The following is a 23,921-nucleotide window of genomic DNA, read 5'->3' on the forward strand; positions in this document are numbered from 1 at the left end:
CGACACCTTGTTTACGCTGCTTTCGCCACAACTTCCGCTTCCGGACGTTTCAGTACTGCGTATGACAGACCCGCCACCAGCGTACCGGCAACGATGGCCAGCAGATAGCCGAGTACCGGCGTGATCGCGCCCGGGATCAGCAGGACAAACAGACCGCCGTGTGGTGCCATCAGCTTCGCGCCAATCGCCATGGAGATTGCCCCGGTCACTGCACCACCCACGATACAGCACGGCAGTACACGCATTGGGTCACGAGCCGCGAATGGAATCGCCCCTTCGGTAATGAAGCACAAGCCCAGAACCAGCGCCGCTTTGCCGCCTTCCTGCTGCGCTTTATCGAACTTACGACGGGCAATAATCGTCGCCAGGCCGAGCGCCAGAGGAGGCACCATACCTGCCGCCATGATGGCTGCCATTGGCGCGTAGGTCTGGGTACTCAGCAGGCCAACACCAAAGGCGTACGCCGCTTTGTTCACCGGACCACCCATGTCGGTACACATCATGCCGCCGAGGATTGCACCCAGCAGAACCGCGTTCGCGGTACCCATGGTTTGCAGCCAGTGGGTCAGACCCGCCAGAATGCCCGCAACCGGCTTACCAATCAGGTAAATCATCGCCAGACCGACCACCAGGCTGGAAATCAGCGGGATAATCAGAATAGGTTTCAGCGCTTCCATACTCTGAGGCAGCTTGAGCTTCGAGCTGATGAGCTTCGCGACGTAACCGGCCAGGAAGCCCGCGATAATACCGCCGATAAAGCCAGAACCGGTGCTCACGGCCAGCATACCGCCGATAAGGCCCGGCGTCAGGCCAGGACGGTCAGCAATGGAGAAGGCAATAAAGCCTGCCAGTACCGGTACCATCAATGCGAACGCGGAGCCGCCGCCAATCTGCATTAACGCAGCGGCCAGCGTGCCTTGCTCTTTAAACGCGGTAATACCAAATGCGAACGAAAGGGCGATACACAGACCACCCGCAACCACCATCGGCAGCATGTAAGACACACCGGTCAACAGATGGCGATAGGCGCCTGCAGACTCTTTCTTACCTTCCGTCGCGGTTTGACGCGCGCCGGTTGCCTGATACGGCTTCGCTTCCACCAGCGCTTTATCAAACTCCTGCGCGGTCTTTTTCAGCGCCAGGCCGGTAGACGTGCGGTACATTGGCTTACCGGCAAATTTTGCCAGGTCCACTTCGATATCCGCCGCCACGATAACCAGATCGGCTTCAGCCACTTCTTCAGGGGTGATAGCGTTGCCGGCGCCGACGGAGCCGCGCGTTTCAACTTTTACCCACCAGCCGCGTTTTTTCGCTTCGGTTTCAATGGCTTCAGCCGCCATAAAGGTGTGAGCCACGCCCGTCGGGCAGGCCGTCACCGCAACAACGCGTTTCGGACCCGTGGCCGCAGCCGGTGCCGTCGCGACAGGCGCGCTGTAGACAGACGCGTGCCCTTTCGCTTCGCTCAGGAACAGTTCCGGATGTGCCACCGCGCGATTAATATCGCCCAGCCACACTTTTTTGCCGTTCAGCGCACTGTCAGCCGGGATCTTATCGCCCAGGACAATGACCAGTTCTGCATCGCCCGGGTTATCAATGATCTCGAGATGTGCTTTGTTCGCCGCCGCTCCCAGCAAGGTCTTCGCCATATAGGCGCGAGCCTGTCCGAGACCGGAGTCAATGATCAGCAGCGTTTTCATTATTCCTCTCCTGCTGTTAGTTAAAAGGTTTTAAGTCAACGCGCGCCATCATCGCGGCTAACTGGGTACGATCGGTAATGCCGACATTGCTCTGGCTTACGGCCAGGGCAGCAACGGCGGTGGCAAGACGTAAAGTATGTTCACTGGATTCACGCATCAGCAGACCATAAATCAGGCCGCCAACCATGGAATCCCCTGCGCCAACGGTGCTGACAACTTCCATTGACGGCGGTTTGGCGATCCATTCGCCAGACGCGTTAACCCACAGCGCGCCTTCTGCACCAAGAGAGATCACCACGTGAGCGATACCCTGCTCGCGCAGCGCATGGGCAGCGTCAATCACATCTTTTAATTCTGGCAGCTTACGACCCGCCCAGATCTCCAGCTCGCGGCGATTCGGCTTCACCAGCCACGGAGAGGCTTTCAGACCCGCAACCAGCGCGTCGCGGCTGCTGTCAAAAATGATGCACGGGCACTGGCTGCGCAGGCGCGTCATCCAGTCGGTAAACGCTTCCGGGCTGACGCCGGACGGCAGGCTGCCGCTGACGCAGACCATGTCAAACTGACCGAGCCAGGTCAGAGAGTCGTTAACAAAACGCTCCCAGTCAGACGGCGTCACTTCGAAGCCAGAGAAGTTCAGATCGGTCACTTCACCGTCTTTCTCCGTCAGCTTGACGTTGATGCGGGTACGGCCCTGAACAATCTGAAAACGGTTGGCAATGCCCAGCTCGCTGAACAGTTGCTGAAAACCATCCTGGTTATCTTTACCGAGGAATCCACCCACGGTGACGTCGATACCGAGATCCTTGAGCACTTTCGCGACGTTAATCCCTTTACCCGCAGCATGCAGGCCAGTGGTACGCACGAGGTTGACTTCGCCGCGCTCAATTTCCGGGCAAAATCCTACCAGGTCATAAGCCGGGTTCAGCGTAATAGTCGCAACACGTCTGCTCATTATGCGCCCTCCCCCAGACCCGCCGCGATGGCGTCGCCAATCGCTTTCAGCGCCTGTTCAGCATCAGCCCCCTGCGCGGTGAAACGCAGACGGTGACCTTTCTTCACGCCCAGCGCGACCACTTTCATCAGACTACGGCCGTTGGCCGGTTTGCCCGTGCCGTCAAGATTCGCCACGGTAATCTCACTCTCGAATTGTTTAATGGTATTCACCAGCATGGTGCCCGGACGGGCATGCAGGCCGTGCTCGTTGCGTACCACGAACTCAGCTGTCTGCACGTCTTCAGTCGGCGCATCATCACTGGTAAGAAGTGCCAGCACGGTGGAGGCATCAGCGTTCAGCAGTTTTTCAGCTTTGTTGTTCAGCAGCAGATCGCCCAGACGCTTCAGCACGGAAACCGGCTGATCGTCGTTCATCGCCACGGTCACCAGCATGGCCGCACGCTCGCCTTCCACGTCAAACGCATTGGCCGCGCGGCTCACGGCGATAGCGCTGCGCAGGTTGCCTTCAGCACTGTCGTTCAGCCAGATACCCTGACCCAGGTTCAACGGCTTATCGTTAATTACGCGCGTCACAAACGTGGCATCCGCCGCGCCGGCTTCTTTCAGACGACCCGCGTTCAGCGCCTGCAGCGTGACCAGATCGGAGGCAATCACGTCCAGCGTCAGCGTTTCATTATCCAGTTTCAGCGCTTCGCTCTGTTTTTCGCCCATCAGCAGGGCGCGCAGCTTTTCAGCTGTGGTAGCGGACTTGAGCTGCTCAGCCACGTCGTCATCGCTCAGGACATGCGTCAGCTGACGCAGCAGGCCTAAGTGTTCGTCGCTGCTGGCCGCGATACCGATAGCCACATACGCCACCTGACCGTCGCCCCAGAGCACGCCCTGCGGGAATTGATAAACCTGAACGCCGGTTTTCAGCACCTGATCGCGGGTGTCGGTTGTACCGTGCGGAATGGCAATGCCATTGCCGAGGAAGGTTGAGGTCTGCTGCTCGCGGGCCAGCATGCCGTTTACATAGCCGTCCGCGACGTTACCCGCCTGCACAAGCGCAGCGGCAACCTGGCGAATAGCCTCTTCTTTATCCCCGGCCTGAGCGCCCGGGTGGATATCCTGAACAGATAACTGGAACATGGTTCTCCACTCCTGCTGAACTTGAATCGTTTCAGCTTTAATGAGAAAAAATGCGCTAGCCTGCTCCGTTTGTTAAAACAAGATAGCGCTGAAACGTTTCAAAAAGTCTTGCGCTTTCTGCAATGCCTTGCAAGAAAACTCGTATTTCAGATTGCAGAATTTAGAGATACAGCACATTTCTTCTTCGTTCAGCTGAATTTTGCTGAAGTTCAGCAAGTCAGTTTCAGCTAAGGTCAGCCGATGTGAATGCAAGATGAAATGCCATTTTGATTTTTCGTGGCATCATTGACCGCACCCACTGTTTATTTTTTAGCTGACGGCGTACACTCCGCCCCTCTCTGCTACTCGCTAATTATAAAACATGCATAACATCCCTGCGGCTGCCTCGCAGAAGCCCTTTGATTTGACCTCAGCGGCCTTCCTGATTGTTGCCTTCTTCACGGGCATTGCCGGTGCGTTACAGACGCCGACGCTGAGCTTATTTTTGACCAATGAGGTTCATGTTCGTCCGGCGCTGGTTGGCTTCTTTTTTACCGGAAGCGCCATCATCGGCATCCTGGTCAGTCAGTTCCTGGCGGGGCGGTCCGACAGAAAAGGCGATCGTAAAAGCCTGATCGTTTTCTGCTGCCTGCTGGGGGTTTTGGCCTGCGTTCTGTTTGCCTGGAACCGCAACTACTTCATTCTGCTTTTCGTCGGGGTATTCCTGAGCAGCTTTGGTTCGACGGCGAACCCACAGCTGTTCGCGCTTGCCCGCGAACACGCCGACCATACCGGACGTGAAGCGGTGATGTTCAGCTCTGTCCTGCGTGCACAGGTGTCGCTGGCGTGGGTGATTGGCCCGCCGCTGGCTTACGCGCTGGCGATGGGTTTTGGCTTTACGGTGATGTACCTGAGCGCGGCGGTCGCGTTTGTGGCGTGCGGCGCGCTGGTGTGGTTCTTCCTGCCGTCCATGCGCAAAGAGCCCAAAGTAGCAACGGGCGTGCTGGAAGCGCCGCGCCGTAACCGCCGCGATGCCCTGCTCCTGTTCGCGATCTGCACGCTGATGTGGGGCACCAATAGCCTCTATATCATCAATATGCCGCTGTTTATTATCAATGAACTGCACCTGTCGGAGAAGCTGGCGGGCATCATGATGGGCACCGCGGCCGGGCTTGAGATCCCGACCATGCTTATCGCAGGCTATTACGCAAAGCGCTTCGGGAAACGTTTTTTAATGCGCATCGCCGCCGTCGCCGGTCTGCTGTTCTATCTCGGCATGCTAACGGTACATACGCATGAGCTATTGCTGGCGTTACAGCTGCTGAACGCCATCTATATTGGCATTCTCGCCGGGATAGGCATGCTCTATTTCCAGGACCTGATGCCGGGCCAGGCAGGCTCTGCCACCACCCTTTATACTAATACCACCCGCGTGGGCTGGATTATTGCCGGCTCAATGGCCGGTGTTGTGGCCGAAATCTGGAACTATCACACGGTGTTCTGGATTGCGCTGGTGATGTGTACGCTGACGATGGGCTGTCTGGCGAAGATTAAAGACGTTTAAGGTGCGGTGAGCGATTCAAGCTCAAGAAGGTACGTCATCGCCTGCTCGCGCGTGCTGCCACACATTTCGGCCGTGGGCTGAAGCCCGGAGCAGACCTTCGGACGCAGCGGTGAGCCAAAGATCATGCACAGGTTCGTTTCCGAGAGCTGAACGCAGCGGGTATTGGCAGGCTTGCCCTCCGGCATTCCTGGAATGGGGCTTGAAATGGACGGTGCAGTACAGCACGCGCCACAATCGGGACGGCAATCCATAAATGCTCTCTTTCGCTGACGATCGCCCGCGCAGTCGGGCATCGCGCGCACAGTAACACCTTTTGCGTATTGATAGCAAAAGCCACGAATTCCTCTTGCCTGAAAGGCCGCGCGCGAGTAATTTGGCGCGATATTTTTTACCTCCCGTAAACAGGATTACTGCAATGCCAAGAGCGAACGAAATAAAGAAAGGTATAGTGCTGAATTACAACGGCAAACTGCTGATTGTGAAAGATATCGATATTCAGGCACCCAGCGCCCGTGGTGCAGCAACGCTGTACAAAATGCGTTTCGCCGATGTGCGTACCGGCCTGAAGGTGGAAGAGCGCTTTAAAGGTGACGATATCGTCGATACCGTGACCCTGACCCGTCGCTACGTTGATTTCTCCTACATCGACGGCAACGAATACGTGTTCATGGATAAAGAAGATTACACCCCGTACATCTTCACCAAAGATCAGATTGAAGAAGAGCTGCTGTTCATCCCTGAAGGCGGCATGCCTGACATGCAGGTCCTGACCTGGGACGGCGTGCTGCTGGCGCTGGAGCTGCCTCAGACCGTCGATCTGGAAATCGTGGAAACCGCACCAGGTATCAAAGGCGCATCAGCAAGTGCGCGCAACAAACCGGCTACCCTGACCACCGGCCTGGTTGTGCAGGTGCCGGAATACCTCTCCGCTGGCGAGAAGATCCGCATCCATATCGAAGAAAAACGCTATATGGGCCGCGCCGACTGATTGCGGCATTTGTCGGGTGGCGGCTTCGCCTTACCCGACCAACAAAAACACAAAAACCGGCTTTCAGGCCGGTTTTTTTTTGTAGGCCCGGTAAGCTTAGCGCCACCGGGCAACAGAGCTTACAGAAGCTCCGGATACTTCGTCATCTTCAGCGCCAGCTCGACGCCGCGCACTTCCGCCATCCCTTTAAGACGGCCAATCGCCGAATAGCCTGGGTTGGTTTTCTTACGCAGATCGTCCAGCATCTGGTGGCCGTGATCCGGACGGAACGGGATAGGACGCACATCGCCCGCCTGCTTGCGACGCGCCTCTTCCGCCAGAATAGCGTCTACCACCGCCACCATATTCACATCGCCGCCCAGGTGCGCCGCCTCGTGGAAGGTTTTTGGGTTGTCCTCGCGGCAGGTCGCGCGCAGATGCGTGAAGTGGATACGATCGCCAAAGGTTTCAATCATCCGCACCAGATCGTTATCCGCCCGCACGCCGTAGGAGCCGGTACACATGGTGAAGCCGTTATAGATGCTGTTTACCGTCTCTTTCAGCCACTGCATATCTTCAATTGTGGAAACAATGCGCGGCAGGCCGAGGATAGGACGCGGCGGATCGTCCGGGTGCACGGCGAGGCGTACCCCTGCCTCTTCAGCAACCGGCACGATAGCGCGCAGGAAGTACGCCATGTTTTCACGCAGCTGCTGCTTATCAATATCGCCGTATTCCGCCAGGCGCGCGCGGAACTGATCCAGGGTATACCCCTCTTCAGCTCCCGGCAGGCCCGCAATAATATTACGGGTCAGCTTTTCGATGTCCGCGTCGCTGGCTGCATTGAACCATTCGAGCGCCTGCTGCTGCTCTTCCGCGGTGTAATCCGCTTCGGCACCGGGACGTTTCAGAATGTGCAGCTCAAACGCCGCGAAGGCGATCTGGTCGAAACGCAGCGCTTTCGAGCCGTCCGGCATCTGATATTCAAGATCGGTACGCGTCCAGTCGAGGATGGGCATGAAGTTATAGCAAACCGTATCAATGCCGCAGGCCGCCAGGTTGCGAATGCTCTGCTGATAGTTAGCAATCCAGGTCTGGTACTCCCCGGAATGGGTTTTGATGTCTTCGTGAACCGGGATGCTCTCTACCACAGACCAGGTTAACCCCTTCTCCGCCAGCAGCGCCTGACGCTGTTGAATTTCTTCAACCGGCCATACCTGACCGTTAGGAATATGATGCAGCGCCGTGACGACACCCGTTGCGCCAGCCTGGCGCACATCATCAAGAGAAACCGGATCGTTCGGCCCGTACCAACGCCAGGTTTGTTCCATTGCCTCACCCTCTAAAGTTGTTATACCAATATGCGTTACTGCAATGACGACTACCATACATGTTTGCCGCCAGGGGTCAATATACCGCCTCACATTGATTGATCAAACTCACAGAACGGGGATATTTACGGCTCACCAATTTTATTTGCTGTCATATAACTTTACACTGGCATTGTTAATTAATGGTTAATCAGGTGTGTATCTCATGAAGACAATTGCCTCCACCGCCCTTCCTGCCCGTGTTCAGCAACCTCGCTACGATCGCGCGCAATTACGCTCACGCATCGTCCATTTTGGCTTTGGCGCGTTCCACCGTGCGCACCAGGCATTGTTAACAAATCGGGTGCTGAATGAAAAAGGCGGCGACTGGGGTATTTGTGAGATTAGCCTCTTCAGCGGCGACGTGCTGATGAGCCAGCTGCGCGCGCAGGATCACCTGTTCACCGTGCTGGAGAAAGGGGCAGAAGGCAATGAGGCGATTATCGTCGGTGCCGTCCATGAATGCCTGAACGCAAAGCTGGACTCTCTGCCCGCCATTATTGAGAAATTTTGCGAACCTCAGGTTGCGATTGTGTCGCTCACCATCACGGAGAAAGGCTATTGCATCGATCCCGCGACCGGGAAACTCGATCTGCACAACGCCCGGATAATCCACGATCTTGAGAATCCCTCAGAGCCACATTCCGCCCCCGGGATCCTGGTCGAAGCGCTCCACCGCCGCCGCGAGCGCGGCTTGCCTGCGTTTACCGTGCTCTCCTGCGACAATATCCCTGATAACGGGCACGTGGTGAAAAACGCGGTGCTGGGCATGGCGCAAAAGCGTTCTGCAGCGCTGTCTGAATGGATTGACAGCCACGTGAGCTTCCCGGGAACGATGGTCGACAGAATTGTTCCCGCCGCGACGGACGCTTCACTGGCGGAAATCACCGATGCGCTCGGCGTTGAAGATCCGTGCGCCATCAGCTGTGAACCATTTATTCAGTGGGTGGTGGAAGATAATTTTGTCGCCGGCCGTCCGGAGTGGGAAGTAGCGGGCGTTCAGATGGTGCAGGATGTTCTGCCCTGGGAGCAGATGAAATTGCGCATGCTCAACGGCAGCCACTCTTTCCTGGCGTATCTGGGGTACCTCGCGGGCTACGCCCATATTAATGAATGCATGGAGGACGCTGCGTTCCGCGAAGCCGCCCGTCGGCTGATGCTGGACGAACAGGCGCCGACGTTACGCATTAAGGATGTCGACCTCACCGCCTACGCAGATAGCCTGCTGGAGCGCTTTGCCAACCCGGCACTCCAGCATCGGACCTGGCAAATCGCGATGGACGGTAGCCAGAAGCTTCCGCAAAGAATGCTGGACGGGATCCGCGTTCATCTTGAGCGAAAAACACCGTGGTCGCTGCTGGCCCTGGGCGTGGCCGGCTGGATACGCTACGTCAGCGGTACCGACGACCATGGCAACGCGATTGACGTTCGCGATCCCCTCAGCGATAAAATCCGCGCCATCGTTGACGCCAGCAGCGATACCGACCGCGTTAACGCGCTGCTGGGGCTCAGCGAGGTCTTTGGTCACGATCTCGCACAAAACAGCGTCTTTGTGGAGGCTGTCAGCCAGGCATACCAGCGCATCACCCGCCACGGCGCGCGTCAGGCTGTTATCGAAACGTTAAATGTTTAACGATTATTGCGCTTAACGCGAACGGATGAGATCTCCGTTCGCCCTTCCCCTTCTCACCGGTCACGTTTTTCGCCAGGATAGAGAGAATAGTGTTATAGCATCACCATTCTCATCTGGAGCGCATGTGACCAAAACCAACCTCATCACCGGTTTTCTCGGCAGCGGTAAAACCACCTCAATTCTCCACCTGCTGGCAAATAAAGATCCGGCCGAGAAATGGGCCGTGCTGGTCAATGAATTTGGCGAGGTGGGCATTGACGGCGCGTTGCTGTCATCCAGCGGCGCGATGATTAAAGAGATCCCCGGCGGATGCATGTGCTGCGTCAATGGCCTGCCGATGCAGGTCGGGCTTAATACCCTGCTGCGTCAGGGCAAACCTGACCGCCTGCTGATTGAACCCACCGGGCTGGGTCACCCCAAGCAGATCCTCGATTTACTGACCGCCCCGGTTTACGAGCCGTGGATCGATCTGCGCGCCACCCTGTGCCTGCTCGATCCGCGTCAGCTTCTGGATGACAAGACGGTGGCCAATGAGAATTTCCGCGATCAGCTCGCCTCGGCTGACGTTATTGTCGCGAATAAAGCAGATCGCGCCACGCCTGAAAGCCAGGCCGCGCTGGACGCATGGTGGCAGCATTTCGGCGGCAACCGCACGCGGGTGCAGGCCACACAGGGGAATATTGATAGCGCCCTGCTTGACCTTCCTCGTCTGAACCTCACCGAGCTGCCTGCCAGTGCGGCTCATTCGCACAGTCATCCGGTTAAGCAGGGTTTAGCCGCTCTCAGCCTGCCGGAACATCAGCGCTGGCGTCGTAACCTGAACAGCGGCCAGGGATATCAGGCCTGCGGATGGATATTTGATGCTGAAACCGTTTTTGACACCATTGGGATCCTGGAGTGGGCCCGACTTGCTCCCGTCGATCGCGTGAAAGGGATCATGCGCACCCCAGACGGGCTGGTAAGGATCAACCGTCAGGGTGACGATTTCTTTATTGAAACGCAGAATGTAGCGCCGCCTGACAGCCGAATAGAGTTAATTAGTGCGGTTAACGCCGACTGGAATGCCCTCCAGTCCAGCCTGTTGAGGATTCGTTTAAGTTCGGGCGGCTAACGTTGCCCCAGTTTTCACTCTATGCAGAACGTTATGACAACTCGATTTCCCCTGATATTACTGCTTAATGTCGCCGGTCTGGCGCTTTTCTTCTCCTGGTATATCCCGGCGGATCATGGTTTCTGGTTCCCGCTGGATTCTGCCATTTTTCACTTCTTTAACCAGGAGCTGGTGAAGAGCAACGCGTTCCTGTGGCTGGTGGCAATTACCAACAATCGCGCCTTCGACGGCTTCTCGCTGCTGGCCATGGGCTGCCTGATGCTCTCTTTCTGGCTGAAAGAGGATAAAGCCGGGCGTCGGCGTATTCTCATTATCGGTCTGGTAATGCTGCTGTTTGCCGTCGCCATTAACCAGCTGGCAACCGCGATTATTCCAGTTAAGCGCTCAAGCCCAACGCTATTCTTCACCGATATTTATCGCGTCAGCGAACTGCTGCATATTCCAACAAAAGATGCGTCGAAGGACAGCTTCCCCGGCGATCACGGTATGATGCTGCTTATTTTTTCCGCCATTATGCTTCGCTATTTTGGCAGAAAAGCCTTTGCCATAGCCCTGATTATTTTTGTGGTTTTTGCCTTCCCGCGCGTAATGATTGGCGCTCACTGGTTTACCGATATTGCCGTCGGTTCGCTCTCCGTGGCGCTGATTGCGCTGCCGTGGTGTTTAATGACCCCACTGAGCGACAGGATAATAGCGCTGTTCGATCGCTATCTTCCCGGCAGGGCGCAACAATAATTAAACAAATAACTAACCTAAATTAACGTGAGCTATCAGGGATCGACATGATCCCTGATAGCGTTCTCGCCGCGATCTTTCCCCACTGTCATATTCTCGTCATCATATTCATGATAAAAATGAATCAATTACGCGATTACGCGGCGGATCTGCCGGTATTTTGAGCATTTCCATGTTTTTACTTTCTGTATCACATTTTCTTATAAAAAAAAGGCTTTTTTTACTCGCATTACCCCAGGCAATCGGTTAATCTCGAACTCGTTTTGCCCCATAGAGATAATTATTTCAATGGCGAATAATTTTGTGCGCTGAGCCACAAATGTGACCAGAAAGAATTGTCTCAATGTGAACAGATAATTAGTCTCGTCACGTTTGGCATTTTTATAACGATATTTGTCGTTAAGGACTTCAAGGGATAATAAACAAAATGGTCAAATCTCAACCGTTTCTGAGATATATCTTACGGGGGATCCCGGCGATAGCAGTCGCGGTACTGTTGTCTGCATGTAGTACATCTAACACCGCAAAGAATATGCATCCTGAGACGCGTGTTGTGGGAATGGAAGATTCCTCGTCACTGCAAGCCTCTCAGGATGAATTTGAAAATATGGTACGTAATCTGGACGTGAAGTCCCGCATTATGGACCAGTATGCTGACTGGAAAGGCGTGCGCTATCGTCTTGGCGGCAGCACAAAAACAGGTATTGATTGTTCCGGTTTTGTACAGCGTACGTTCCGTGAGCAGTTTGGGTTAGATCTTCCGCGTTCAACCTATGAACAGCAGGAGATGGGCAAGTCGATTTCACGTACTAAACTGCGCACCGGTGATTTAGTCCTGTTCCGTGCCGGTTCTACAGGTCGACATGTTGGCATCTACATTGGTAATGACCAGTTTGTACATGCCTCCACCAGTAGCGGTGTGACCATTTCCAGCATGAATGAACCGTACTGGAAGAAGCGCTACAACGAAGCACGCCGCGTACTGACCCGCAGTTAATATGACTATCGTATCGTTGGTTATCCCTTGGCTGACGATATGATGAAAAAAAGCACTGCTTCGGCAGTGTTTTTTTTTGCCCGTTACACTGAATACATCCAGCGGCATTTCAGGAATCACGACGTCTATGTTCACCCGCTATTTCTCCAGCAATCGAAAAATACTGATCCTCAGCATCATCACAGGCCTGATCGCCGCCCTGCTCCTGGGTTCGTTGCAATTTTTCTGGAGCTACCACAAGCGGGAAGTCAAATTCGACACCCTGATCCACGATGTGAGCATCTATATGGAGAGCTACTTCGATGAGTTAAAAAATTCTATCGATGTGCTCCAGCCGCTCACGTTAAACAGCTGTCACGACGTCAATCAGGAGCTTACCTCGCGCGCTGCCTTTAGCGTTAACGTTCGCGCATTCCTGCTGGTCAGAGACAAAATGGCGTTCTGCTCTTCTGCCACGGGGCCGATGAATTCCCCGATGGAGGAGCTGATCCCCGAGCTGCACATCGACAAACAGATTGATATGGCGTTGCTTCCTGGCACCCCCATGTTGCCCAACAAGCCCGCGATTGCCATCTGGTACCGTAATCCGCTGGTGAAGGACGGCGGCGTGTTCACCTCGGTGAATCTCAATCTGACGCCTTACCTGCTCTACACCGCTCGCCAGGACGAATTTGCCGGCATCGCCATCATCATTGGCGATCACGCGCTGTCAACGCAGTCCGGCACGCTGGTCAACGCGCAAGATCTGCACGAAACGCCGACCCGAACCGCGACGCTGAAAGACGTCCCCCTGACCATAAACCTGTATGCGGACGCATGGACCAGCGATGAAATTCTCTATGCCCTGTTCTTTGGGCTGGTATGCGGCATTTGTGCCGGATCGCTCAACTACTATATCCTCAGCATTCGCCTCAATCCGGGTAAAGAGATTTTAAGCGCGATTAAGCGCGGTCAGTTTTATGTGGTTTATCAGCCCGTCGTCGATGCTAAATCGCTCCAGATGACCGGGCTTGAAGTGCTGATGCGCTGGAAACACCCGACGATGGGGGAAATTCCGCCGGACGCGTTTATCAACTTTGCCGAAGCGCAGAAGCTGATTGTCCCGCTGACGCTGCATCTCTTTGACCTTATCATTCACGATGCGCCCGTGTTACAAACCCTGTTACCTCCGGGAGCAAAGGTGGGCATCAACATTGCGCCGGGGCATCTGCATGCAGAAAGCTTCAAAGACGATATGCGCACCTTCAAAGCGCTACTGCCGCAGGATTACTTCCAGATCGTGCTGGAAATTACCGAACGCGACATGCTCAATCATCGGGAAGCCAACAGCCTCTTCGAATGGCTACACAACGAAGGGTTTGAGATAGCCATTGATGATTTTGGCACCGGCCACAGCGCGCTGATTTATCTTGAGCATTTCACCATGGACTATCTCAAGATCGACCGCGGCTTTGTTAATGCAATTGGCACTGAGACCGTGACGTCGCCGGTGCTGGATGCCGTCCTGACGCTGGCAAGACGACTGAATATGTCGACCGTCGCTGAAGGGGTGGAAACGCCGGAACAGGCCGCCTGGCTACGCGAACACGGCGTTAATTTCCTGCAGGGATACTGGATTAGCCGCCCGATGCCGCTGGCGCAGTTCCGCGAATGGCGGCCTGATATTTCGCCCGGGGGTGATTAATTTCACATTGCCCGTGACGTCACTTATTATTCAGCTTAACCGAGTCGGACTGTAAAAGAGGGAGCCGCCGCGAGATGCTTATGCGCTTCATGTTGCTGATGTTGGCACTAACGAGCCTGTCCAGCCAGGCGCAAGCCATCAAAGAGAATATCGCCTTCGCGGTGATTGGCGAGCCGAAATATGCGGTCAATTTTACGCACTTCGATTACGTTAACCCTGCCGCGCCGAAGGGCGGAAAGGTCACGCTTTCCGCCACGGGAACATTCGACAACTTCAACCGCTTCGCCCTGCGCGGCGTGGCGGCCGCGCGAACGGAATCGCTTTACGATACGCTCTTCGTCACGTCGGATGATGAGCCCGGCAGCTATTATCCGCTGATTGCCGAGAACGTGCGTTACGCCGATAACTTCGCCTGGGCGGAAATCTCGCTGAATCCGCGAGCACGTTTTCACGACGGTACGCCGGTGAAGGCCAGCGACGTGGCGTTCACCTTCCATAAATTCATGACCGAAGGCGTCCCCCAGTTCCGCATCGTGTATAAAGGCGCATCCGTTAGAGCCATCGCGCCGCTCACCGTGCGCATCGAGCTGAGCGAACCGAACAAAGAGAACATGCTTAGCCTGTTCTCGCTGCCGGTGATGCCTGAATCGTTCTGGAAAAATCATAAGCTAAGCGACCCGCTTTCCACGCCGCCGCTGGCAGGCGGCCCATACCGCATCACCGACTGGCGCATGGGGCAATATGTCGTTTACTCTCGCGTGAAAGACTACTGGGCAGCAGACCTGCCGGTAAACCGCGGGCGCTGGAATTTCGACACCCTTCGCTATGATTACTACCTCGACGATAACGTGGCGTTTGAAGCGTTCAAAGCCGGTGCCTTCGATTTACGCGTAGAAAGCAGCGCCAAAAACTGGGCGACCCGCTATATCGGCAAAAATTTCGCAAAAGGCTATATCGTCAAAGACGAGCACAAAAATGAGTCTGCCCAGGACACCCGCTGGCTGGCGTTTAATATTCAGCGTCCGGTATTTAATGACCGCCGGGTGCGCGAAGCCATTTCCCTGGCCTTTGATTTTGAGTGGATGAACAAAGCGCTGTTTTACGGGGCTTACAGCCGCGCCAACAGCTATTTCCAGAACACCGAATATGCCGCGCGCGATTACCCGAAAGCCGACGAGCTGGTCCTGCTGGCCCCGCTGAAAGCGGAGCTACCGCCGGAGGTTTTCACCACCGTGTTTCAGTCGCCCGCGTCAAACGGTGACGGTTACGACCGCGACAACTTGCTGAAAGCCAGCAAACTGCTGGATGACGCGGGCTGGCACCTGAAAAATCAAAAGCGTGTGGATGCCAAAACGGGCAAGCCTCTCAGCTTTGAGCTGCTGCTCTCGTCCGGGGGCAACGATCAGTGGGTACTGCCGTTTAAGCACAACCTTGAGCGGCTGGGCGTGACCATGAACATTCGCCAGGTTGATAACGCGCAGATCACCAGCCGCATGCGCAGCCGTGATTACGACATGATGCTGCGCCTGTGGCCCGCCCAGCCGTGGCCCAGCTCGGACCTGCAAATCTCCTGGGCCTCCAGCTACATCGACTCCTCATACAATGCGCCGGGGGTAAAAAGCCCGGCGATTGATGCGCTAATTGCCAAAATAGTGGCGGCGCAGGGGGATAAAGAAAAGCTCCTGCCTCTCGGGCGCGCCCTCGACAGGGTCTTAACCTGGAACTACTACATGCTGCCGATGTGGTATATGGGCGAAGATCGCCTTGCGCGCTGGGACAAGTTCTCCGTGCCTGCCGTGCGCCCTGTCTACTCCCTGGGCTTTGATACCTGGTGGTATGACGTTAACAAAGCCGCCAGACTTCCCGCTGAGCGGCGATAAGGAATCATCATGGGTGCCTATCTTCTCCGTCGTCTCCTGCTGATTATCCCCACCCTGTGGGCCATCATCACGATTAACTTTTTTATCGTGCAAATCGCCCCCGGCGGCCCGGTCGATCAGGCGATTGCCGCCATTGAATTTGGCAACAGCGGCGGCATGCCCGGCGTCGGCAGTGAAGGGATGGGCGCGAGCCATGCGCGAACCGGCGTAGGGAATATCAGCGAAAGCCATTATCGCGGCGGACGCGGGCTGGATCCGGAGGTGATCGCCGAGATCACCCACCGCTACGGCTTTGACAAACCGATTCACGAGCGCTATTTCAAGATGCTTTGGGATTACATCCGCTTTGATTTTGGCGACAGCCTGTTTCGCAGTGCGTCAGTATTAACGTTGATCAAGCAAAGCCTGCCGGTTTCGATAACGCTGGGGCTGTGGGGAACGCTGATTATCTATCTGGTCTCTATACCGCTCGGGATCCGCAAAGCGGTGTATAACGGCAGCCGGTTTGATATCTGGAGCAGCACGTTCATCATTATCGGCTACGCCATCCCGGCGTTTCTGTTTGCCATCCTGCTGATTGTCTTTTTTGCCGGGGGAAGTTATTTCGACCTCTTCCCGCTGCGGGGGCTGGTCTCCGCCGATTTCAGCTCCCTGCCGTGGTATCAGAAAATCACTGACTATCTCTGGCATATCACGCTGCCGGTGCTGGCCACGGTCATCGGCGGGTTCGCGGCCCTGACCATGTTGACCAAAAACGCCTTTCTCGATGAAATTCGTAAGCAGTACGTTGTCACGGCCCGCGCCAAGGGCGTGAGCGAGAAGCAGATCATGTGGAAACACGTGTTCCGTAACGCCATGCTGCTGGTGATCGCCGGGTTTCCGGCCACGTTCATCGGCATGTTTTTTACCGGCTCGCTGCTGATAGAGGTCATGTTCTCACTCAACGGCCTGGGGCTGCTGGGCTATGAGGCTACCGTGTCGCGCGACTATCCGGTGATGTTCGGCACACTCTATATTTTCACCCTGATTGGCCTGCTGCTGAATATCATCAGTGATATCAGCTATACGCTGGTCGATCCCCGAATCGATTTTGAGGGCCGCTGATGCCGCGTTTAAGCCCCGTCAACCAGGCCCGCTGGGCCCGTTTTCGCCACAACCGCCGCGGCTACTGGTCGCTGTGGATTTTTGCCGTGCTGTTTGCCTTAAGCATGTGTTCGGAACTGATCGCCAACGACAAGCCGTTGCTGGTGCATTTTAACGACCGCTGGTACGTGCCGGTTATCGCCAACTACAGCGAAAGCGACTTCGGCGGCCCGTTTGCAACACCGGCGGAGTATCAGGATCCGTGGCTTCGCCAGCAGATCGAACAGCACGGCTGGGCGCTCTGGGCGCCGGTGCGCTTTGGCGCCAACAGCATTAACTTCGCCACCACGACTCCGTTCCCTTCCCCGCCCTCCGCGCAAAACTGGCTGGGAACCGATGCTAACGGCGGCGACGTGCTGGCGCGCATCCTGTACGGCACGCGAATCTCGCTTCTCTTTGGGCTGATGCTGACAATATTCTCCAGCGTAATGGGCGTCGTGGCGGGCGCCGTTCAGGGCTACTACGGCGGGAAAATTGATCTGTGGGGCCAGCGGGTGATTGAAGTCTGGTCAGGCATGCCAACGCTGTTCCTGATCATCCTGCTTTCCAGCGTGGTGCAGCCTGGCTTCTGGTGGCTGTTAGGTATCACCGTCCTGTTCGGCTGGATGGCGCTGGTGGGCGTGGTGCGCGCGGAGTTCCTGCGTACCCGCAATTTCGACTACATTCGCGCCGCGCAGGCGCTTGGCGTGAGCGACCGGGGGATTATCTTCCGCCACATGCTGCCCAACGCGGTAGTGGCAACGCTCACCTTCCTGCCGTTTATTCTGTGCAGCTCGATCACCACCCTCACCTCGCTGGATTTTCTTGGTTTCGGGCTACCGCTGGGTTCCCCGTCGCTCGGCGAACTGCTGCTGCAGGGTAAAAACAACCTGCAGGCGCCGTGGTTAGGCATCGCCGCCTTTCTTTCCGTGGCCGTGCTGCTGTCGCTGCTGATTTTTATTGGCGAAGCCGTGCGCGATGCCTTCGATCCGAACAAGGCGGTATAAAATGACCCAGCCTCTTCTTAGTATTGATAACCTGTCGATTGCTTTTTCAAAGCAGGGCGAGACGCGCACCGTGGTCACCGACCTGTCGCTGCAGATCCAGACCGGGGAAACGCTGGCCCTGGTGGGCGAGTCGGGTTCAGGCAAGAGCGTTTCGGCACTCTCTATCCTGCGCCTGTTGCCGTCCCCGCCGGTGAGCTACCCGCAAGGGGATATTCTGTTTCACGGCAGCTCGCTGCTGCATGCCGACGAACATACCCTGCGCGGTATTCGCGGCAACAAAATCGCCATGATCTTCCAGGAGCCGATGGTTTCCCTCAACCCGCTGCACAGCCTGGAGAAACAGCTCTATGAAGTGCTCTCCCTGCACCGGGGGATGCGCAAAGAGGCCGCGCGGGGAGAAATTCTGGACTGTCTGGAGCGAACAGGCATACGCAATGCGGCCAAACGGCTGAATGATTTTCCGCATCAGCTTTCCGGCGGCGAACGCCAGCGGGTGATGATCGCCATGGCCCTGCTCACTCGCCCCGAGCTGTTGATTGCCGACGAGCCCACAACGGCGCTGGACGTGACGGTACAGGCGCAAATATTGACGCTGCTGCGGGAGCTGCGTGACGAGCTGAACATGAGCCTGCTGTTTATCACGCACAACCTGAGCATTGTGAGAAAGCTGGCCGACAGCGTCGCGGTGATGCAAAACGGACGATGCGTTGAACAGGATACCGCGTCCACGCTGCTGAGCGCGCCGCAGCACCCCTATACGCAGCGTTTGCTCGACAGCGAACCCTCCGGCGACCCGGTTCCCCTCAAGGCGGACAGCACACCGCTGCTGCGCGTTGAGGATCTGTCCGTCTCGTTCCCGATCCGCAAAGGTATTTTGCGACGCATCGTCGACCAGAATCCGGTGCTGAAACACATCCGCTTCTCGCTGCGCCCGGGAGAATCCCTGGGGCTGGTGGGCGAATCCGGTTCCGGCAAAAGCACCACCGGTCTGGCGCTGCTGCGCTTAATTACCTCGCAGGGCGAGATCTTCTTTGACGATATGCCGCTGCACCGCTGGAACCGCCGCCAGATGCTGCCCGTGCGGCCCCGCATGCAGGTGGTGTTTCAGGATCCCAACTCCTCGCTTAATCCACGGCTCAGCGTGTTACAGATTATCGAAGAGGGTCTGCGCGTACATCAGCCCGGCCTGAACGCTCAGCAGCGAGAGCAGGAAGTTATGCGGGTGATGGCCGAAGTGAGCTTAGATGCCGGGACGCGCCACCGCTATCCGGCTGAATTCTCCGGCGGGCAGCGCCAGCGTATCGCCATTGCCCGCGCGCTGATCCTGAAGCCGGAGCTGATCATTCTGGATGAACCAACGTCGTCGCTGGACAGAACCGTTCAGGCGCAGATCCTGGCCCTGCTGAAAGGGCTTCAGGAAAAGCACAGGCTGGCCTATATATTTATCAGCCACGATCTTCAGGTGGTACGAGCGCTATGCCATCAGGTGATTGTGTTGCGACAGGGAGAAGTGGTCGAGCAGGGTGAGTGCCAGCGCGTATTTAGCGCGCCAACGCAGCGCTACACGCGCCAGCTGTTGTCGGCAGACTAGCGGTCAGAACGGGTACTGGCCGGAGAAAGGCTCCGCGATGGCAACGCCAAAATTCTTCAGACGGCAGGTGGCGGCAAACTCGTCCTGGCTCTTCACAAACAGGCACGGCTCACCTTCACACTCCAGCACGGAGCTATCCACTTCGATATCCGTCAGGGCCTGACTGAGACGCTCCATCACCCGCCATGCATTTTCGTCGCTCGGGCTCAACAGCTTGAGTGCTACCAGGCAGTTTTCACAGCCCGTGACGTTTTGCGGAATCGGTTCAACTTTCGAACCTGCAAAACCCGTCGACCAGCGATAGCTCTGGGGCAAGCGATGGACAATGGAGAGTTGTAATGTATTCACGTTCGTTCCCCGGAAGCAAAATTTACTTCACAATTTATTTACATTTATAGTAACACATCATCGCCAGCCTGCACTATTCAGCGCTTTTTTATCCGTTTCCTGGCTCGCGTCGGCGCTATATGTACCCGTTTCTGCGATCTAACTCAACCTTTTTGAATACAATGATGTGACTTTTTACACAAATAGATTTTACATAAAATAAACAAACACGGAATAAACGAACGGGGGTTTGGTTGATATGCATCAACAAAAAAGGCCCTGCCGGGCCTTCTCTGTGTTTTAGTGGGCCGCTTTTCGCGGTCGGCTGGCGTAAAGATAGAAGAGTATCGAGCTGGTTGCGCAAAAAGCCATCGCCCACAGCATGGGCCATGCCGTCGTAAAGGTAGCCATCGAAAGCAACGCGCCAACAATAGCGCCGATGCCGAAGCGGAACGTCCCCGCCAGGGAAGAGGCGGTGCCCGCCATATGCGGAAACTCATCCAGGATCACCGCCATCGCATTAGATGACACCATCGACACGCAGCCGACAAAGGCCGCTACGCCGACCACCAGCGCCCAGAAGCCCACGCCCAGAAACGCGCTCACCACCAGCCAGATAGCCATCACAAACTGGATCCACAGCCCGGCGCGGAACATGTTCAGCGCCCCCACCCGCCGGACAAAACGGCTGTTGATGATGGTCATGATGAACAGGAAGACGATGTTAAGCGCAAAGTAATAGCCGAAGTGCTGCGGCGAAACGTGGTTCAGCTCGATGTAGACAAACGGCCCGGCGCTCAGGAAGGAGAACATCCCGGCGAAGCTGAACCCGCTTGCCAGCATATAGCTGAGCACGCGCTTATGGCGAAACAGCGAGGCAAAGTTGCCGATGGTGGTACGGATGTGGAATTTCTGACGGCGCTCGACGGGAAGCGTTTCATCAATAAAGAAGAAGATCATCGCCGAGGCCAGCAGCGCGGCCAGGGCCAGGATCCAGAAAATCACATGCCAGCTAAACCACACCAGCACCGCACCACCGGCCATCGGGGCCACCAGCGGCGCAATCGTCGTCACCAGCATGACAAACGACATCATGCGGGAGAACTCTTCTTTCGGGTAGATATCGCGCATCAAGGCGTTAATCACCACGCTTGCTGCTGCCGCCGCCAGACCGTGGAAGAAGCGCATGATAATCAGATGATCGATGGTCTGCGCCAGCGCACAGGCCACCGCTGCGGCTGCAAAGACCAGCGTCCCGCCCAGAATAACGGGCTTGCGTCCAAGGCTGTCCGCCATCGGGCCATAAAACAGCTGGCCAAGGGCAAAGCCGAGAATATAGGTGCTGAGCGTCATCTGCGCGCTGCCCGCCGGAACGCCAAACTGCGCGGAAATGACCGGCAGCGCGGGCAGGTACATATCAATAGACAGCGGCATCAGCATGGCCAGCAGGCCAAGAATGAAGACGATTTTGAACGACGAGTGTGGCCTGGTGGTCACAGAGCTCTCCTGAAATTAGTGCGAAGGCAGACCGACGCTGGCGATCTCTTCTTCCGTTAACGGGCGATATTCGCCTGGCGCCAGGTCGGGATCGAGTTCGATCGCACCAATCCGCTCACGATGCAGGCCAACAACGTGGTTCCCCACCGCGGCAAACATACGTTTCACCTGATGGTAACGCCCTTCGCTGATGGTCAGACGGACCTCCGTCGGCGCGATCACCTCAAGCACGGCGGGTTTGGTCAGATCTTTTTCATTATGCAGCTGAACGCCTTTCGTGAATTGCTCTGCCGTGTCATCCGATACCGGCGACTCCAGCGTGACCAGATAGGTTTTCTCGCAGTGGTGACGCGGGGAAGTAATGCGATGCGACCACTGCCCGTCGTCGGTCATCAGCACCAGACCGGTGGTATCGATGTCGAGGCGGCCTGCGGCGTGCAGCTTGTGCGCCACCGGCTCGTCGAGGAAATAGAGCACCGTCGGGTGATCGGGATCGTCCGTTGAGCAGACGTAGCCTTCCGGCTTATTGAGCATGAAGTAGCGCGGACCGTGCTGCTGGGTCAGCGGATTGCCGTCATACTCCACCTGATGGTCAGGTTGCAGTTTGAACGCGCTGTCTCTCACAATATCGCCATCCACGGTAACGCGGCTGGCGCGAATTTCACGCCCGGCAATAGCGCGGCTTACGCCGAGTTGCTGAGCGATAAACTTATCAAGTCGCATGAAATCTTTTTAGCCTTAATGGTGCTGGAAGTCGGACAACAGGTCCGAAAAAAGAAGCAGTCTGGAACGGTTCAGTATAATGGTCTGGTTGCGCCACTCAAGGGAAAAAGTTTCGTGGCATACTATGTGCGGAATAACGAAACCGAGACCCCATGACTTTTACACTTCGTCCCTATCAGCAGGAAGCCGTTGACGCCACCCTCGCCTGGTTCCGTAAACATCGCGAGCCGGCGGCGATTGTGCTCCCGACCGGCGCAGGCAAAAGCCTGGTCATCGCCGAACTGGCGCGTCTGGCCCGTGGTCGCGTGCTGGTGCTGGCGCACGTTAAAGAGCTCGTCGCGCAAAACCACGCCAAGTATTGTGCGCTTGGGCTGGAAGCCGATATTTTCGCCGCCGGGCTGAAGCGCAAAGAGAGCCACGGCAAAGTGGTTTTTGGCAGCGTGCAGTCGGTGGCGCGCAATCTGGACCTGTTTCGCAACGAATTTTCGCTGCTGATCGTCGACGAGTGTCACCGCATCAGCGATGACGACGACAGCCAGTACCAGCAAATCCTGGCTCACCTGAAAGCGGTGAATCCTCACCTGCGCCTGCTGGGCCTGACGGCGACCCCGTTTCGCCTGGGGAAAGGCTGGATCTATCGCTATCATTATCACGGCATGGTGCGCGGTGATGACAAGGCCCTGTTTAGCGACTGCATTTACGAACTTCCGCTGCGCTACATGATTAAACATGGCTACCTGACGCCGCCTGAACGGCTGGATATGCCGGTGGTGCAGTACGATTTCAGCCGTTTGCAGGCACAGAGCAACGGCTTATTCAGCGAAGCGGATCTCAATCAGGAGCTGAAAAAGCAGAAGCGTATTACGCCGCATATTATCAGCCAGATTGAGGAGTTCGCCGCGACGCGCAAGGGGGTAATGATCTTTGCCGCCACCGTTGAGCACGCGCGTGAAATCACCGGATTACTGCCCGCCGGCGACGCGGCGTTAATCACCGGCGAAACGCCCGGCCCGGAGCGCGACGGCCTGATTGACGCCTTTAAAGCCCAGCGGTTCCGCTATCTGGTAAACGTGTCGGTATTGACCACCGGCTTTGACGCCCCGCATGTCGACCTGATCGCCATTTTGCGCCCGACCGAATCGGTCAGTCTGTATCAGCAAATTGTTGGCCGCGGCCTGCGTCTGGCGCCGGGAAAAACCGACTGCCTGATTCTGGATTATGCCGGTAACCCCCACGATCTCTATACGCCTGAGGTCGGCGCGCCAAAAGGGAAAAGCGACAACGTGCCCGTGCAGGTCTTTTGCCCTGCCTGCGGGTTTGCCAACACCTTCTGGGGAAAAACCACCGCCGACGGTACGCTGATCGAACACTTTGGCCGCCGCTGTCAGGGCTGGTTTGAAGATGATGACGGGCATCGCGAGCAGTGCGATTTCCGCTTCCGGTTCAAAAACTGCCCGCAGTGCAACGCCGAAAACGACATTGCCGCCCGCCGCTGCCGGGAATGCGACGCGGTGCTGGTTGACCCGGACGACATGCTGAAAGCGGCGCTAAAGCTGAAAGATGCCCTGGTGCTGCGCTGTTCCGGCATGGCGCTGCAGCCCGGCGCCGATGAAAAAGGCGAGTGGTTGAAAATCACCTATTACGACGAAGACGGGGCGGACGTCAGCGAGCGCTTCCGGGTTCAGACGCCTGCCCAGCGAATGGCCTTCGAACAGCTGTTTATCCGCCCGCATACCCGCACGCCGGGCGTGCCCCTGCGCTGGATAACCGTGGCCGATATCGTGCGCCAGCAGGTGTTGTTGCGCCATCCGGATTTTGTCGTCGCCCGTAAGAAAGGCCAGTTCTGGCAGGTGCGCGAGAAGCTCTTTGACTACGAAGGTCGCTTCCGTCGCGCCAACGAATTGCGCGGTTAGCGGGACTTTTCATTGATGTGAGGGGCATTTGAGTATAAA

General features: G+C 56.4%; 20 protein-coding genes. 12 read left to right on the forward strand and 8 right to left on the reverse strand.

Going from position 1 to position 23,921, the window contains the following annotated elements; translation table 11 throughout:
• Window positions 1–11: 11 nt before the first annotated feature.
• The 3 genes from fruA to fruB are packed head-to-tail and all read right to left on the reverse strand — an operon-like array spanning window position 12 to window position 3,782.
• Entirely contained in the window at window positions 12–1,697 is a 1,686-nt protein-coding gene (fruA, locus tag WM95_RS16375; protein ID WP_063409158.1) for a PTS fructose transporter subunit IIBC, read from the reverse strand.
• A 16-nt stretch (window positions 1,698–1,713) separates the two neighbouring features.
• A complete protein-coding gene (gene fruK, locus WM95_RS16380; RefSeq protein WP_023312480.1) occupies window positions 1,714–2,652 on the reverse strand; it encodes a 1-phosphofructokinase in 939 nt (312 codons plus the stop codon).
• Complete coding sequence (fruB, locus tag WM95_RS16385) at window positions 2,652–3,782, reverse strand: fused PTS fructose transporter subunit IIA/HPr protein (RefSeq protein WP_088544860.1); 1,131 nt, start codon at window positions 3,780–3,782, stop codon at window positions 2,652–2,654. The genes fruK and fruB overlap by 1 nt, the downstream gene beginning before the upstream one ends.
• A gap of 361 nt (window positions 3,783–4,143) precedes the next feature.
• Between fruB and setB the strand changes: the two genes are divergently transcribed.
• Window positions 4,144–5,325 (forward strand): sugar efflux transporter SetB, encoded by a 1,182-nt coding sequence (gene setB / locus WM95_RS16390; RefSeq protein WP_063409157.1) that lies wholly within the window; start codon window positions 4,144–4,146, stop codon window positions 5,323–5,325.
• Here setB and WM95_RS16395 read toward each other — a convergent pair.
• A complete protein-coding gene (locus WM95_RS16395; RefSeq protein WP_045908692.1) occupies window positions 5,322–5,576 on the reverse strand; it encodes a YkgJ family cysteine cluster protein in 255 nt (84 codons plus the stop codon). The genes setB and WM95_RS16395 overlap by 4 nt on opposite strands.
• A 164-nt stretch (window positions 5,577–5,740) precedes the next feature.
• Here WM95_RS16395 and yeiP point away from each other — a divergent pair, with 164 nt between their 5' ends.
• Complete coding sequence (yeiP, locus tag WM95_RS16400; RefSeq protein ID WP_088544861.1) at window positions 5,741–6,313, forward strand: elongation factor P-like protein YeiP; 573 nt, start codon at window positions 5,741–5,743, stop codon at window positions 6,311–6,313.
• 119 nt (window positions 6,314–6,432) lie between these two features.
• Here the strand turns inward: yeiP and uxuA are convergent, their stop codons facing one another.
• Window positions 6,433–7,623: a mannonate dehydratase gene (gene uxuA, locus WM95_RS16405; protein ID WP_063409156.1), complete on the reverse strand. Its 1,191-nt coding sequence runs from the start codon at window positions 7,621–7,623 to the stop codon at window positions 6,433–6,435.
• Window positions 7,624–7,828: 205 nt separating this feature from the next.
• Here uxuA and WM95_RS16410 point away from each other — a divergent pair, with 205 nt between their 5' ends.
• The 9 genes from WM95_RS16410 to yejF all read left to right on the forward strand — a co-directional run bounded on the left by WM95_RS16410 (window position 7,829) and on the right by yejF (window position 19,422).
• Entirely contained in the window at window positions 7,829–9,295 is a 1,467-nt protein-coding gene (locus tag WM95_RS16410; protein WP_063409155.1) for a mannitol dehydrogenase family protein, read from the forward strand.
• A 124-nt stretch (window positions 9,296–9,419) separates the two neighbouring features.
• A complete protein-coding gene (locus WM95_RS16415; RefSeq protein WP_063409154.1) occupies window positions 9,420–10,406 on the forward strand; it encodes a CobW family GTP-binding protein in 987 nt (328 codons plus the stop codon).
• Window positions 10,407–10,439: 33 nt separating this feature from the next.
• Window positions 10,440–11,141, forward strand: coding sequence for a phosphatase PAP2 family protein (locus WM95_RS16420; protein ID WP_169815238.1), 702 nt, complete (start codon window positions 10,440–10,442; stop codon window positions 11,139–11,141).
• 427 nt (window positions 11,142–11,568) lie between these two features.
• Window positions 11,569–12,138 carry a bifunctional murein DD-endopeptidase/murein LD-carboxypeptidase gene (gene mepS, locus WM95_RS16425; protein WP_008500946.1) on the forward strand — a complete coding sequence of 190 codons (570 nt, stop codon included), beginning with the start codon at window positions 11,569–11,571 and terminating at the stop codon, window positions 12,136–12,138.
• A gap of 127 nt (window positions 12,139–12,265) precedes the next feature.
• Window positions 12,266–13,822, forward strand: a complete 1,557-nt coding sequence (locus tag WM95_RS16430; protein ID WP_045354243.1) for a cyclic di-GMP phosphodiesterase — start codon at window positions 12,266–12,268, stop codon at window positions 13,820–13,822.
• Window positions 13,823–13,896: 74 nt separating this feature from the next.
• Complete coding sequence (locus tag WM95_RS16435) at window positions 13,897–15,702, forward strand: extracellular solute-binding protein (RefSeq protein ID WP_063409152.1); 1,806 nt, start codon at window positions 13,897–13,899, stop codon at window positions 15,700–15,702.
• Window positions 15,703–15,711: 9 nt separating this feature from the next.
• On the forward strand, window positions 15,712–16,806 hold the full coding sequence (locus tag WM95_RS16440; protein WP_063409151.1) for a microcin C ABC transporter permease YejB: 1,095 nt from the start codon (window positions 15,712–15,714) through the stop codon (window positions 16,804–16,806).
• Window positions 16,806–17,831 carry an ABC transporter permease gene (locus tag WM95_RS16445; RefSeq protein WP_023312492.1) on the forward strand — a complete coding sequence of 342 codons (1,026 nt, stop codon included), beginning with the start codon at window positions 16,806–16,808 and terminating at the stop codon, window positions 17,829–17,831. The genes WM95_RS16440 and WM95_RS16445 overlap by 1 nt, the downstream gene beginning before the upstream one ends.
• Before the next feature lies 1 nt (window position 17,832).
• Window positions 17,833–19,422 (forward strand): microcin C ABC transporter ATP-binding protein YejF, encoded by a 1,590-nt coding sequence (yejF, locus tag WM95_RS16450; RefSeq protein ID WP_063409150.1) that lies wholly within the window; start codon window positions 17,833–17,835, stop codon window positions 19,420–19,422.
• 3 nt (window positions 19,423–19,425) lie between these two features.
• On the opposite strand, the gene WM95_RS16455 is transcribed toward yejF, so the two are convergent.
• The 3 genes from WM95_RS16455 to rsuA all read right to left on the reverse strand — a co-directional run bounded on the left by WM95_RS16455 (window position 19,426) and on the right by rsuA (window position 21,969).
• Window positions 19,426–19,770, reverse strand: a complete 345-nt coding sequence (locus WM95_RS16455) for a YejG family protein (protein WP_023312494.1) — start codon at window positions 19,768–19,770, stop codon at window positions 19,426–19,428.
• A 279-nt stretch (window positions 19,771–20,049) separates the two neighbouring features.
• Entirely contained in the window at window positions 20,050–21,246 is a 1,197-nt protein-coding gene (locus tag WM95_RS16460; protein WP_008500953.1) for a Bcr/CflA family multidrug efflux MFS transporter, read from the reverse strand.
• A gap of 15 nt (window positions 21,247–21,261) precedes the next feature.
• A complete protein-coding gene (rsuA, locus tag WM95_RS16465; protein ID WP_045354252.1) occupies window positions 21,262–21,969 on the reverse strand; it encodes a 16S rRNA pseudouridine(516) synthase RsuA in 708 nt (235 codons plus the stop codon).
• Window positions 21,970–22,121: 152 nt separating this feature from the next.
• On the opposite strand from rsuA, the gene WM95_RS16470 reads away from it, so the two are divergent.
• On the forward strand, window positions 22,122–23,882 hold the full coding sequence (locus tag WM95_RS16470) for a DEAD/DEAH box helicase (protein ID WP_063409149.1): 1,761 nt from the start codon (window positions 22,122–22,124) through the stop codon (window positions 23,880–23,882).
• Window positions 23,883–23,921: the final 39 nt, after the last annotated feature.

The sequence above is a fragment of the Enterobacter cloacae complex sp. ECNIH7 genome (assembly GCF_002208095.1).
GTDB classification, from domain to species: Bacteria; Pseudomonadota; Gammaproteobacteria; order Enterobacterales; family Enterobacteriaceae; genus Enterobacter; species Enterobacter cloacae_M.

Bases quoted from the DNA above. Each gene is read 5' to 3' on its own strand.
- WM95_RS16395 (WP_045908692.1), bottom strand. From the start codon at position 5,576: ATGGATTGCCGTCCCGATTGTGGCGCGTGCTGTACTGCACCGTCCATT.
- fruK (WP_023312480.1), bottom strand. From the start codon at position 2,652: ATGAGCAGACGTGTTGCGACTATTACGCTGAACCCGGCTTATGACCTG.
- rsuA (WP_045354252.1), bottom strand. From the start codon at position 21,969: ATGCGACTTGATAAGTTTATCGCTCAGCAACTCGGCGTAAGCCGCGCT.
- yeiP (WP_088544861.1), top strand. From the start codon at position 5,741: ATGCCAAGAGCGAACGAAATAAAGAAAGGTATAGTGCTGAATTACAAC.
- uxuA (WP_063409156.1), bottom strand. From the start codon at position 7,623: ATGGAACAAACCTGGCGTTGGTACGGGCCGAACGATCCGGTTTCTCTT.
- mepS (WP_008500946.1), top strand. From the start codon at position 11,569: ATGGTCAAATCTCAACCGTTTCTGAGATATATCTTACGGGGGATCCCG.
- WM95_RS16440 (WP_063409151.1), top strand. From the start codon at position 15,712: ATGGGTGCCTATCTTCTCCGTCGTCTCCTGCTGATTATCCCCACCCTG.
- WM95_RS16420 (WP_169815238.1), top strand. From the start codon at position 10,440: ATGACAACTCGATTTCCCCTGATATTACTGCTTAATGTCGCCGGTCTG.
- WM95_RS16470 (WP_063409149.1), top strand. From the start codon at position 22,122: ATGACTTTTACACTTCGTCCCTATCAGCAGGAAGCCGTTGACGCCACC.
- fruA (WP_063409158.1), bottom strand. From the start codon at position 1,697: ATGAAAACGCTGCTGATCATTGACTCCGGTCTCGGACAGGCTCGCGCC.
- fruB (WP_088544860.1), bottom strand. From the start codon at position 3,782: ATGTTCCAGTTATCTGTTCAGGATATCCACCCGGGCGCTCAGGCCGGG.
- setB (WP_063409157.1), top strand. From the start codon at position 4,144: ATGCATAACATCCCTGCGGCTGCCTCGCAGAAGCCCTTTGATTTGACC.
- WM95_RS16410 (WP_063409155.1), top strand. From the start codon at position 7,829: ATGAAGACAATTGCCTCCACCGCCCTTCCTGCCCGTGTTCAGCAACCT.
- WM95_RS16445 (WP_023312492.1), top strand. From the start codon at position 16,806: ATGCCGCGTTTAAGCCCCGTCAACCAGGCCCGCTGGGCCCGTTTTCGC.
- WM95_RS16430 (WP_045354243.1), top strand. From the start codon at position 12,266: ATGTTCACCCGCTATTTCTCCAGCAATCGAAAAATACTGATCCTCAGC.
- WM95_RS16435 (WP_063409152.1), top strand. From the start codon at position 13,897: ATGCTTATGCGCTTCATGTTGCTGATGTTGGCACTAACGAGCCTGTCC.
- yejF (WP_063409150.1), top strand. From the start codon at position 17,833: ATGACCCAGCCTCTTCTTAGTATTGATAACCTGTCGATTGCTTTTTCA.